Here is an 11972-nt window from a genome sequence, read left to right as displayed (position 1 = left end):
AATAATCTCCTTTTATTTAATATTATTTTTTTCTAATATTTTTTCTAAACTTATAAATAAAACGTTTTTAATCCCTATAAGTTGTTCTAACTTTATATGTTGTTTTCCACTCTCTATCTTAACAAGTGTTTCCCTTGTAATATCAACATCCATCAATTGTAATTGTTTAACCAACTCAGTCTGTCCTATGCCTTTTTCAATGCGAATTCGTCTGATATTACTTCCAATTATATTATCATTATCTATAATTTTCTCTTCCCTCAAGATTAACACACTTTCTGGACTAAAATTAGTCCTTTTTTATTAATCTTAGAGAATTAATATGTTACAATGGGACTAATACTAGTCCACTTAAAGGAGAAGATTATGACTTATAATGATATTAAAATTTTTGAGAAAAAAGATACTCTAAGGTAGGTTTTTCAAAAATTGTTATTTCTTTAATTATTGCTTTTTTACCTGTATCAAATCCTTATAATTCAAAAATAGGAATTATATTTATAACTTACTTATGCATGTATGCTAATAAAGTAGACAGTTTTTTTGATATACTATTAATTAATTAGACATTATTTGAGAAAGGGATTTTGATTATGGTAGACAAACGTAAATCTCCACGAAAATTTGACGAAGAGTTCAAAAAATCAATCGTGAAACTTTATGAAGGTGGCAAATCACAAAACGCTTTAGCTAATGAATACGGAATCGTTCTGTCCTCCGTAGCTCGCTGGGTGAAGCAATATTCTGAAGTTAAAATTGATGATGATACGATCCTTACAGCCCGACAGATCAAGCAGTTACAAAAAAGAAACCTTCAGCTAGAAGAGGAAAATTTAATATTAAAAAAAGCGATTGCCATATTCACGCCACACTCAACGAACGACTAAATGCGATTCGTATTTTACGTCATGAACACTCTGTTGTTACGCTTTGTATGGTTCTTAAAGTTAATCGTTCGACTTACTACAAACGTTTTTCTAGAAAAATTGCTCCTAGAGCAGCAGAAAATCAACAGTTGAGAAAGACTATCTTAGAAATCTATACAACCTCTTAAAAACGAGTAGGTCCTGCAAAAGTACGACGCATGCTTCTACGTGACTATGGCATTTCTATTAGTATTGGCCGAGTTTATCGCCTAATGAGCACTATGAACTTACCTAAAATGTCTACAGTAAAACCTGTATTTAAACCGACCGCTGGTCAGGCTTCTTTGAAACGCCCAAATCATTTGAAGCAAGCGTTTAACCCTCCTGCACCAAATCAAGTATGGACTAGTGATTTTTCCTATATTCCTGTTGGGAAAAAATCATTTGTTTACCTTTGTGTGATTTTAGATTTATTTTCTAGAAAAAACATTGCCTGGACTGTCAGTAAAAAAATTGACACTACTTTAGCTATTACAACAATAGAAAAAGCAATCCAAGTCAGCAAGCCTAAGGCTTGCTTGCTTTGAGTATATCGAAGGATTCTACAACTCACAGCGCCCTCATGGAACCTTAGATATGCTTACACCAAATGAAATGGAGGATAAATACTTTGATTCTCACTAAGTATCCGCTCTGTTTGTGTCTACTTTATTGACATTTATCCACTATTCGTATTGAGCCTTGTGTTCTTCAAAATGATTATTAATTTCTATAGAAATATTTTCTGTAGGTATGTTTAATTCCCAATTAATATTATAATCTTCTCTAGAATGACCTATGTCACAAAAAATACGCAATTTATATTCATCATCAAAGAGCATTTCTAAATCATACTGCGGCGTTAAGTTGAAATTAATTAACTTTCTACCTTCAAGAATAGGTGATTTTTCACCTATAAAACCATTTGGACTACTATCATTATCTGTTGGTGAAATGGTGTCTGAAGAAGTAACAATTACTTGAGCTCCCTGTTCAATACGCCAAGAACACCAAATAAATATATAAGACTTATCTTCAAATTCTAACACTAAAGTTGATCCTGCTCCTCCTCCAGCACTACTTTTAACTACAGGTTGAGCAATTAAATTCTTTATTTTACTTTCCATTTAATATAGCCTCCGCAATTTCTTCAATCTCGTGATAATCAAATCCCTGACCAGTTATTTCATCATGCAATTGTCTTTGTTGTTTTTTGTTTAATTTATACTTTTTCACGATGTCTCTTACTTGCTTATTTTGAGCTTGATTATTTCCTGGAGTGTTTCCTTTACGAGGACCCATTCTTTCAACTTTTCTAGAATAGTCATCAAAATTTTTAGCAAAATTATAGTCGATTGAACTTGCTGGAACACCCATTTTACTGAGAACATCTGAAACAATTGCCACACCCGTTCCTGTCGTTGCTGTACCTACTACAACTCCAGCTGGCGTGACTCCTGTTAGGGCAAGTGTTCCTCCAGAAAAATAAGTTCCCCCTAAACTTAGTCCAGTTATCCCAAGTCCTCCAAGTGCTGTAGTTACTCCTGTTGCTAATTGTAACAGAGATTGATTTAAAAGTTCTCTTTGTTGAGCATTCAATTCTTTGTTAGCTTGTGCGGTTAGTTCTGCATCATTTACGCCATTTTTTAAGATAATGACTCCGTTACCTGCACCCATATTAACAGGTAATACTCTCAATATATTCCCGTCATCATCAAACAATAATAACTGATTCAACTCATTGATAGCTACTGCCCATTGATCAGCAGGGACATTCTTCAATGCCTCTTTCATAATTTCTTGATAGTATTTCCGAGCTGCTTTTGGTAACTGGAGTTCGTCCATCCCGTTTTCTAGAGCAACCTGTTTTCTTGTTGCGGTTACACTCGTTGATTTTACTGATGTTAACCACGAAGAATCAAAACCTTCTGGAAAAGCATAGGCTCCTGTTTTAGGATTCACTGTCATTAGTCCCAATACTTCTATTGCCTGCATCCCAATCTTTAATTGAGTCAAAGATCCACGAAATAAACCATTTGTTTCTGATTGAAAATTTGCTAAAGCTTCTAATTTTTCTTGCTCTTTCCTTACTTTATCTTCCAAATTAGAGCGCGCTTGCTCTAATTGTTGGTTATCATGAACTAAAGCTTCGAAAGCACCTTTAGCTAGTTTTCCCAGTAATCCTAATTTATTTGAGCATTGAATTTGAAAATTAATCACTGAAATTTGGCGTTGAAACGATTGAATTAATTCATTTTGCACCTGTTCATCAATAACAGCCCATTTATTCACTAATCCGTCGGCTGCTTGATAGCTGCTGAGTTCTTCTTTTATTGCATCAACAGCACTATCTACACGTTCAACAGTTGGAAGAATCAAGTCTTGGAATAAGCCTTTCCCTGCTGTATACGCAGCCCCAGATAACTGTTCACCATCCACTGACTGAATCAAATGTTGGCTACCTGATTTTAGTTGTCCTGTAATGCTTTTTGCAGTAGCTATATTCGTTGTTAAACCTTGAATCAAAGCAGTGGAATCTGAACTTATATACTTTACCATTCTAACGCCCCTCGCTCTTTATACAAACGTTCGTTAGTCTCTTCTAATTGTTTGTTAGATTTTCTATAAGCAGATTCTACAGTTTCTTCCTGAGAACGAAAGACAGCTTGAACCGTTTTGTAAATATCTTGGATATCTTCTTGGTTATAATAAGCCGCCTTATCACCAAAGTGGGCAAGTTCTTGATATAATGAAGCAATTCGATCAGTCTGTTGTTTCATTTGCCAGTTACTTTCTTCTAACTGTTCCTGCCACTTCCGTTGTTCTCTCTTCAAATCCTCTGAAATTTGCTCATTTTCTTGAATTTGCTTGGTTAATACAATTTTATCAGCTTCCATTTTTTGCTTATTCTTTGTCAATATACGACACCACCCATTTGGTGAGCAGCTTGACGATCTTGATACTCCATCATTTCTGCAATTTGGGGGAATTTTTCTGCTTGAGACCAAACGCACTCTGCAAGACTACCCACTTCACCTACAATTTGATTTGCAATTGTCAACCCCTCTGTCATGCTAGATACCGTACTTCCAGAAAAACTGATTGCCTTTTTGGATAAATCTACATTTTTTCCGGTCAATTTAGTTACAGCATTTTGAGCTGCTGCTGTACTTGATGCTATTTTTCCAGTCATAAAAAAACTCCTTTTATTGATTTTTTTGCAATAAATGTATTTTTATCATTACATAAAGTCTATTTATAATGAAAGTTTACCAAATCTAATGACTAATAACAACAACATCATTACACCGCAGCATCTAATGGTACAAAATTTATAAGCTATTCTATGAAAACTATTCATTTTTTATGTAAAGAAATTAATTTTGATAAAAATTAGTCAATATCAATAAACCTGTCAAGCTATCTAATTTAGAAATAACAAATTAGCGAGAGTAAGCCTCATCTTTTCATATCTCTTAAGACACTACTAGGATTTCCAATACAAGAAATTGATGAAATTCTTTTTGACCAAAAAATTCTGTGATATTCTTTCAAAATTAAAGCCATTGTATGAACGAAGAAGTTAAGATACATAGAAAAATTTTTTTAACATCTAGCTTTATACTAGGCGATGGTGAAAATGGAAAAATAAAATAGATTAAATTAGATTGCTTTTACTTGATAAACATAACAATAAATTTAGATAGTTTTATTTACAAATACAGACACTTGCACAGGCAAAAACCACCATGCCAAAATACATAATAATAGTTCACTAAAGTTCTCATTAACGTGGGGCGCTATAATTAATTAAATCTTAGTTAAAGTAGTTCAAAAACTATAAAATTTTTTTCTTTTCACGATACATTAAAACCTCTTGTAAAGCATTTAGAACTCTCTCTTCATCGCTGTAACTTGATACTTTTGGGTCATTAATAACTCTATAAATAAACAATCCGTAAAAAAGAAAAAGAACTATGATAATAATTACTAAACTGGAATTTAAAATATCTTTTTTGATAATAGATGATACATCTAGTACAGTCCAAAGTTCTTTAGAAAAGAATCCAATAACCCCAAAAAGAACCAGAGAAAGTTGGAACGTATATCTTGAACGATTTTCATTCTTTTTTTCTTTCTTTTTGATATTTTCTTGAATTACTATTATTAGTTGCTCGATGAACTTTGAATCAAATCCGTATAGATGTAAAGCTTCACTGAAAGAGTGTATTTGCTCTCTATAGTTATCATTCATAGTAACTATATCAATTAAAGTAGTTTTGTTTAATACATTTCTAAGTATATATAGAAATGTAATGAGAATTAATGCTGAAATTATTCTAAAGTAGGAATTATTTATAACGCTATTACTAATGGCTATCGCTAAACTTACTATTAAAAATAACACAAATATTATTATTTTTTTATTAGCATTTTCCCCAAGATGTTCTTTGAATGTTTGTTTTTTTGCAACATAAAAAAATTCATGCAATTCTCGTGCTATAAAATAGTATTTATTCATTTAAAGCCTCCTTAATTATCCCTATTATTATAACAACAAATAGAAATAAATAAAATACCATAAATATATTTACAAACTCATATAAAATCCCTCTCATACCATTCTTCTAAATATTTAACCTCGATTCTCACAAGACCACCATTCCTTTTCCCTGGTAAGGGATTGTTTTCTATGCGCATTCATCAGCTAACTGTTACTGCAGATACATTTATTCTTTCAGCTACTTCTTTCGCTTTTATAGTACACAAAGACATCAAAATAACTCTAGAAATATCTTCTCATGTTTTGCCAAAAGAAGCAGAAAAACCGCTTCTAAGTTTGCAAATTTTGTCGATTTTCAGAAATCTACAGACTAAAGCACAGACCTTTAATAATTTAAGCAAAATAAAAAGGCTAGGAATACTGATATATCAGTATTCCTAGCACATATTAAAGGGTTAACCCACAGACCCTTCCATTTCATAAGAAATCAATCTATTAAGCTCAACCGCATACTCCATCGGTAATTCCTTCGTAAACGGCTCCACAAATCCCATAACGATCATTTCAGTCGCTTCAACTTCAGTCAACCCACGACTCATCAAGTAATAAAGCTGCTCTTCCGAAATTTTCGAAACCTTCGCTTCATGCTCCAATGCCACTTGACTATTATGAATCTCATTAAATGGAATCGTATCCGATTTCGATTTATCATCCATAATGATCGTATCACACTCAATATGTGAAATCGATCCAGCACTATCTTTCCCAAAGGTTACTTGACCACGGTAATTCACTTCACCGCCATCTTTCGCAATTGATTTAGAAACGATTGAACTTGACGTATTTGGCGCATTATGAATCATTTTCGCACCTGTATCTTGAATTTGGTTTTCGCCTGCAAATGCAATTGAAAGCATCGTGCCGCGAGCTCCTTTTCCGTCAAGATAAACACTTGGGTATTTCATCGTTGTTTTAGCACCTAAGTTTCCATCGATCCACTCAACGGTGGCACCTTCGTAAGCTTTGGCACGTTTTGTTACCAAGTTATAAACGTTATCAGACCAGTTTTGAATAGTTGTATAACGTGTATAGGCATCTTTATGAGTAAAGATCTCAACGATCGCTGCGTGTAAGCTATTGCTTGTATACGTAGGCGCTGTACAGCCTTCTACGTAATGAACACTTGCGCCTTCATCAACAATAATCAACGTACGTTCAAATTGTCCTGTGTTTTCCGCATTGATTCGGAAATAAGTTTGTAGTGGAACATCCACACGAACCCCTTTTGGAACATAGATAAACGTTCCACCAGACCAAACTGCTGAGTTTAGTGCTGCTAATTTGTTATCTGTTGGTGGGACTAATTTTGCGAAATATTTTTTGAATATATCTGGATATTCTTTCAATGCTGAATCAGTATCGGTAAAGATGATTCCTAATTTTTGGAATTCTTCTTTCATATTGTGGTAAACCACTTCTGATTCATATTGCGCTGAAGCTCCAGCTAGGTAAGCACGCTCTGCTTCTGGAATCCCGATTCTTTCAAAGGTTTCTTTGATTTTATCTGGTACATCATCCCAGTCACGAGCAGGTTTGTCGCTGGCTCTTTGGAAATATTTGATTTTTTCAAAATCAATATCAGATAAATCTGGTCCCCATTCTTGCATAGCCATTTTGTTGAATTGTTCCAATGATTTTAGGCGGAACTCTAACATCCATTCTGGTTCTTCTTTTTTACGTGAAATTTCTCTAACAACTTCCTCTGTTAGTCCATTTCCCGTACTGAAAATTGGTTTCACATCATCATGAAAACCAAATTGATATTCTTCTAACTCAGGTACAGTACTCAAATTATCTCACGTCCTTTTCTTAGGTTGAGAATCAAGCGTTCAGGTTCGAGCTGTTGGACTAAAATAAGCACAATCCGTTTTTTGGATTTTGATTATTTTAGGAAACAGCCGAGAACCTGCTTGACTTCTCACCGATTCAATTTATTCCTATTATTCGCAGTGTAATTGTCCTGCGGTTCCTTGTCCGTCATTTTCAACAGCTTGTTCTAACGCTTTCCAAGCCAATGTTGCACATTTAATCCGTGCTGGGAATTTCGCCACGCCACTAAGCATCGCTGCATCACCTAGTTTTTCTTCTTCTGATATGTCATTTCCTTGTACCAACTGAGAAAAATCTTCAGCCAACTGTTCTGCTTCGGCTAATGTCTTCCCAATCACCGCATCTGTCATCATACTAGCACTCGCTGTACTAATCGAACAGCCACTTCCACTGAAAGCAATATCTTTAATGACATTGTCTTTGATAGCCACTTGCAATTCGATCACATCGCCACAAGTTGGGTTATTCATTTCGATTTTCTTGCTTGATTCTGCCAACGTTCCATGATGATGAGGATGACTTGAATGATCTAAGATCACTTGACGGTATAAATTATCTAATTTAGATAGAGCCATGTTGGAAAAACTCCTTTGTCGCTAAAATTGCTTCAATCAATCGATCGGCATCTGCTTTGGTATTATAGAGATAGAAACTCGCACGAGCTGTCGCTGAAACATTTAAATACTTCAGTAATGGCTGTGCACAATGATGCCCTGCACGAACTGCCACCCCTTCCATATCTAAAGCCGTCGCTGTATCATGTGGATGTAAGCCATCTAAATTAAACGCCAAAACACCTGTATGATGGGCTGAATCTTGCGGTCCGTAAACGGTCAGACCTTCAATCGCCAATAGTTTTGGCAACACGTAAGCCACTAATTCTGCTTCATGCTGATGAATTTCTTCTAAACTAATCTCCGTTAGAAAATCAATTGCCGTACCTAAAGCGATCGCTCCAGCAATATTTGGTGTTCCTGCTTCAAATTTCCAAGGCAGTTCTTTCCAAGTACTGTCATACAAATTCACGAAATCGATCATTTCACCACCAAATTCCACCGGTTCCATTTGATCTAGTAATTCACGTTTTCCATATAATACACCAATTCCAGTTGGACCACACATCTTATGCCCACTAAATGCATAAAAGTCAGCATCGATTGCTTGAACATCTACTGGCATATGCGGTACCGCTTGGGCACCATCGACAACTAAGACAGCACCGTGGCTATGAGCTAAATCTGCCAACTCTGCCACTGGATTGATCACGCCTAAAACATTCGATACATGAGCGATAGAAACAATCTTGGTTTTATCAGTGATTTGTTCTTTCGCACTTTCCATATCTAAAAATCCATCTGCTGTGATCTCGATATATTTTAAGGTTGCGCCTTTTCGTTCTGCTAGTTGTTGCCAAGGAATGATATTAGAGTGATGTTCCATATAAGAAATCACGATTTCATCCCCTGCTTCAACGACTAAATCACCGTAGCTTTTTGCGACCCAGTTTAAACTAGTTGTTGTGCCTCGGGTAAAGAGCGTTTCCGCTGTTTCTTTGGCATTGATAAACGCTCTAACTTTTTCACGGGCATCTTCGTACTCTTTCGTCGCACGTTCTGCCAACGTATGCACACCACGGTGGACATTGGCGTTATCGTGTTCGTAATAATAAGTCAATTTATCTAAAACTACTTTAGGCTTTTGAGTTGTTGCTGCATTATCCAGATAAACAAGCGGCTCGTCATTTACTTCTTGAAACAAGATGGGAAACTGCTGCCGAATCTTATCTGCGTTTATCATGCATTCAACTTCCCTTCGATTACGTCTACAAATTCTTTTTGCACATCTTTAACAGGAATCGCTGTGATCACTGAACCTAAGAAGCCACGGATAACCAAACGTTCCGCATCATCTTTACGTAAACCACGGCTCATTAAATAGTACATTTCCTCTGGATCAACACGACCAACACTGGCTGCATGTCCTGCGGTTACTTCATTTTCATCGATCAATAGAATCGGGTTAGCATCACCACGAGCTTTGTCCGAAAGCATTAAGACACGACTTTCTTGTTGGGCATCTGCCCCTTTAGCTCCTTTTAAGATGTGACCAATTCCATTAAATGTTAAAGTACCACGTTCACGGATAACTCCATGTTGTAAAATATGCCCCACAGAGTGAGACGCTTTATTGGTTACACGAGTATCGATCCCTTGCGTTTGTTTGCCGGCACTAATTGCCACAACTTTAACTTCTGAATGAGAGCCTTCTCCCACTAAATCGGAATCAAAATCAGCAACCACGTCACCATCATTCATCACGCCAAGCGCCCAATCAATAGAAGCATCACGCATGATATGACCACGACGGTTCATATAAGTTGAAACATTTTCGCCTAATTGATCCACAGCAGAGTATTTCACTTTTGAACCAGCTTTGGCAATCACTTCAACCACGATATTCGCAGAAACTTTGACTTTTTGATCGCCAATAGTTTGGAATCGTTCTAAATAGCTGAATTCACTATGTTCGTCCGCTACGATCAATACATGTTTGAAAAATGATTCTTCACTTGCTGAATCTTGAATAAAGATTGCTTCGATCGGTTCTTCAATGACAACATTTTTCGGTACATATAAGAATACACCGCTATTCATAAAGGCAGTATGGAAGGCTGTTAATTTATCTTCATCCATTTCAACTGCTTTGTTCATATAATATTCTTTGACTAAATCACCATATTCTTGCATCGCTGTAAACATATCAGTGAAAATCACACCTTGATCAGCTAATTTCGCTGAAAGTTGTTCAAAGGCTGTAATCGACCCTTGTTGCACGATTACTGGGTTGTCTTTCATTGCGTCAAAGCTTGGGATGTTCATTGTCTCAGGTGCATACTCTTCAGTATTCACGTTAAACAAAGGCCAACGGTGAAATTTCACACGTTCGATCTTTGGTAATTCTAAGTTTTCAGCTTTTTCTAAAGCCGCTACACGTAAGTCAGTCATCCAAGTAGGTTCCGCGTTGCGGGCTGAAAAAGCGTTGACGTCGTCAAGATAATTTGCTGTTGTTATTTCCTTCATTTATCTTGTCCTCCTTATGCTTCTTCTTTGTATTCGATACCTAATTCTTGGCTGATTCCAGCATAGCCTTCTGCTTCTAAACGTTTCGCAAGTTCCGCACCGCCAGTTTTAACCACACGGCCTTCCATCATGATATGCACAACATCTGGTGTGATGTAGTTCAATAAACGTTGATAGTGAGTGATGATCAACGCGCCAAAGTTTTCGCCGCGCATTTCGTTTACGCCTTTTGATACAACTTTTAAGGCATCGATATCTAGACCAGAATCGATTTCATCTAAAATGGCAAATGTTGGTTCCAACATCAATAATTGTAGGATTTCGTTACGTTTCTTTTCTCCACCAGAGAAGCCTTCGTTTAAGTAACGTTCAGCCATTTCTTCTGGCATATTTAGTAGATCCATTTTTTTATCTAATTTTTTGATGAATTCCATTACTGAAATTTTGTCGTCTTCATCGCGTTTTGCATTGATTGCAGCACGCATGAATTCAGCATTGGTGATTCCTGGAATTTCACTTGGGTATTGCATGGCAAGGAATAGACCTAAACGAGCACGTTCGTCCACTTCAAGTTCTAATACATTTTCTCCATCAAACAAGATTTCGCCTTCTGTGACTTCATAATTAGGATTTCCCATGATCGCAGCAGATAACGTTGATTTACCTGTTCCGTTTGGTCCCATGATTGCGTGGATTTCACCTGTTTTCATTGTCAGGTTAACACCCTTTAAAATCTTTTTATCTTCGATTGATACGTGTAAATTTTTAATTTCTAAAACGGACATGTACAATTCCCTCCAACTTAAAATAATTATTATCGTTCTCATTCATTTTATCCTAATTGAGAATGATAAGCAATCTCTTTGCTAGAATAATTCTTATTTAAGCTAGGTTTTCTTTGTGAAAAAATAGACTTAATTAGAATCTTTCTAAAATGGAAACCTAGACTTTCGTCACCAATTACTTTTGTCTTTTTATATGAACAGTGTACAAACTTGATAAAACTGTTCCGCCTGGTAATCCTTCAAGGATTTTCACACTAGTTTTATAGACAGGAGTTAAGCCATTCACTTTTTGTATATTGTAAACCCAAATTTTTGATTTACCATTGAAATAAGATTCTTTCGGTGAATAAGTTCCTTCAAAATTAAACATTCGTTCGTTTACGATATAGGCCGCTTGAATGTTTTTGGTACTAGCATTCGCGTATGCGAACTGAGCTTCACCAGTATAACTATCATAACGATAAAGTCCTTTGCTACTATTAATCGTTTCATAAACGCCTGAATAAATTTTTTTCGAAGAACCACTTGGGTCCATGACAAAGGTTGTTCCCCTGTTCATATTAATCTCTGCTGCTTCAGTTTCGTAACCATTTAAAACAAATCCTAGACACATAGCAACCAATACCACAAAACCTAAACTTATTTTTCTTTTTTTCATCATTCATATCTCCTTTTTATTTTTTATCACTACAATATATTAACATTAAGACAAAAATATTAAAACAATAGATTGATAAATAAGTTAAAAAAACCATATTTTTACTTTTAATATCATTTTTATACCAAAAAAATCTGAAACAAGCTATTT

General features: G+C 35.6%; 12 protein-coding genes and 1 pseudogene. 1 reads left to right on the top strand and 12 read right to left on the bottom strand.

All coding sequences use genetic code 11. From position 1 onward, the window contains the following. Nucleotides 1–12: 12 nt before the first annotated feature. Complete coding sequence (locus IGL98_RS06785) at nucleotides 13–273, bottom strand: helix-turn-helix domain-containing protein (protein ID WP_206913427.1); 261 nt, start codon at nucleotides 271–273, stop codon at nucleotides 13–15. Nucleotides 274–593: 320 nt separating this feature from the next. On the opposite strand from IGL98_RS06785, the pseudogene IGL98_RS06780 reads away from it, so the two are divergent. Then, nucleotides 594–1550, top strand: a pseudogene (locus IGL98_RS06780) (IS3 family transposase). 41 nt (nucleotides 1551–1591) lie between these two features. On the opposite strand, the gene IGL98_RS06775 reads toward IGL98_RS06780, so the two are convergent. From IGL98_RS06775 to IGL98_RS06725, 11 genes are all read right to left on the bottom strand, one after another. After that, on the bottom strand, nucleotides 1592–2032 hold the full coding sequence (locus tag IGL98_RS06775) for a hypothetical protein (protein ID WP_206913425.1): 441 nt from the start codon (nucleotides 2030–2032) through the stop codon (nucleotides 1592–1594). Beyond that, entirely contained in the window at nucleotides 2022–3464 is a 1443-nt protein-coding gene (locus IGL98_RS06770) for a hypothetical protein (protein ID WP_339099603.1), read from the bottom strand. Before IGL98_RS06770 ends, IGL98_RS06775 begins: the two co-directional genes overlap by 11 nt. Beyond that, complete coding sequence (locus tag IGL98_RS06765; RefSeq protein WP_206912063.1) at nucleotides 3458–3823, bottom strand: hypothetical protein; 366 nt, start codon at nucleotides 3821–3823, stop codon at nucleotides 3458–3460. Before IGL98_RS06765 ends, IGL98_RS06770 begins: the two co-directional genes overlap by 7 nt. Next, nucleotides 3820–4098: a hypothetical protein gene (locus IGL98_RS06760; protein ID WP_206912064.1), complete on the bottom strand. Its 279-nt coding sequence runs from the start codon at nucleotides 4096–4098 to the stop codon at nucleotides 3820–3822. Before IGL98_RS06760 ends, IGL98_RS06765 begins: the two co-directional genes overlap by 4 nt. A gap of 645 nt (nucleotides 4099–4743) precedes the next feature. Further along, nucleotides 4744–5427, bottom strand: coding sequence for a hypothetical protein (locus tag IGL98_RS06755; protein WP_069645109.1), 684 nt, complete (start codon nucleotides 5425–5427; stop codon nucleotides 4744–4746). A gap of 437 nt (nucleotides 5428–5864) precedes the next feature. Further along, nucleotides 5865–7259: a Fe-S cluster assembly protein SufB gene (gene sufB, locus IGL98_RS06750; RefSeq protein ID WP_010772886.1), complete on the bottom strand. Its 1395-nt coding sequence runs from the start codon at nucleotides 7257–7259 to the stop codon at nucleotides 5865–5867. Nucleotides 7260–7409: 150 nt separating this feature from the next. Further along, nucleotides 7410–7874: a Fe-S cluster assembly sulfur transfer protein SufU gene (sufU, locus tag IGL98_RS06745; protein ID WP_206912065.1), complete on the bottom strand. Its 465-nt coding sequence runs from the start codon at nucleotides 7872–7874 to the stop codon at nucleotides 7410–7412. Further along, nucleotides 7861–9096, bottom strand: a complete 1236-nt coding sequence (locus tag IGL98_RS06740) for a cysteine desulfurase (RefSeq protein ID WP_206912066.1) — start codon at nucleotides 9094–9096, stop codon at nucleotides 7861–7863. Before IGL98_RS06740 ends, sufU begins: the two co-directional genes overlap by 14 nt. Beyond that, nucleotides 9093–10379 (bottom strand): Fe-S cluster assembly protein SufD, encoded by a 1287-nt coding sequence (gene sufD / locus IGL98_RS06735; protein ID WP_206912067.1) that lies wholly within the window; start codon nucleotides 10377–10379, stop codon nucleotides 9093–9095. The genes IGL98_RS06740 and sufD overlap by 4 nt, the downstream gene beginning before the upstream one ends. A gap of 14 nt (nucleotides 10380–10393) precedes the next feature. Continuing rightward, nucleotides 10394–11164 (bottom strand): Fe-S cluster assembly ATPase SufC, encoded by a 771-nt coding sequence (gene sufC, locus IGL98_RS06730; protein ID WP_010763366.1) that lies wholly within the window; start codon nucleotides 11162–11164, stop codon nucleotides 10394–10396. 175 nt (nucleotides 11165–11339) lie between these two features. Then, a complete protein-coding gene (locus tag IGL98_RS06725; protein ID WP_206845713.1) occupies nucleotides 11340–11822 on the bottom strand; it encodes a hypothetical protein in 483 nt (160 codons plus the stop codon). Between the last annotated feature and the right edge of the window lie 150 nt (nucleotides 11823–11972).

The organism is Enterococcus sp. DIV0840, assembly GCF_050527835.1.
Classification (GTDB): Bacteria; Bacillota; Bacilli; order Lactobacillales; family Enterococcaceae; genus Enterococcus_L; species Enterococcus_L ureasiticus.
The sequence above is the reverse complement of the archived record's forward strand: the minus strand, read 5'-3'. Positions and strand labels throughout refer to the sequence as shown.

Excerpts from the sequence above, each read along its gene's own strand:
- IGL98_RS06775 (WP_206913425.1), bottom strand. The coding sequence starts at position 2,032 with ATGGAAAGTAAAATAAAGAATTTAATTGCTCAACCTGTAGTTAAAAGT.
- IGL98_RS06770 (WP_339099603.1), bottom strand. The coding sequence starts at position 3,464 with ATGGTAAAGTATATAAGTTCAGATTCCACTGCTTTGATTCAAGGTTTA.
- IGL98_RS06760 (WP_206912064.1), bottom strand. The coding sequence starts at position 4,098 with ATGACTGGAAAAATAGCATCAAGTACAGCAGCAGCTCAAAATGCTGTA.
- IGL98_RS06755 (WP_069645109.1), bottom strand. The coding sequence starts at position 5,427 with ATGAATAAATACTATTTTATAGCACGAGAATTGCATGAATTTTTTTAT.
- sufU (WP_206912065.1), bottom strand. The coding sequence starts at position 7,874 with ATGGCTCTATCTAAATTAGATAATTTATACCGTCAAGTGATCTTAGAT.
- IGL98_RS06740 (WP_206912066.1), bottom strand. The coding sequence starts at position 9,096 with ATGATAAACGCAGATAAGATTCGGCAGCAGTTTCCCATCTTGTTTCAA.
- sufD (WP_206912067.1), bottom strand. The coding sequence starts at position 10,379 with ATGAAGGAAATAACAACAGCAAATTATCTTGACGACGTCAACGCTTTT.
- sufC (WP_010763366.1), bottom strand. The coding sequence starts at position 11,164 with ATGTCCGTTTTAGAAATTAAAAATTTACACGTATCAATCGAAGATAAA.
- IGL98_RS06725 (WP_206845713.1), bottom strand. The coding sequence starts at position 11,822 with ATGAAAAAAAGAAAAATAAGTTTAGGTTTTGTGGTATTGGTTGCTATG.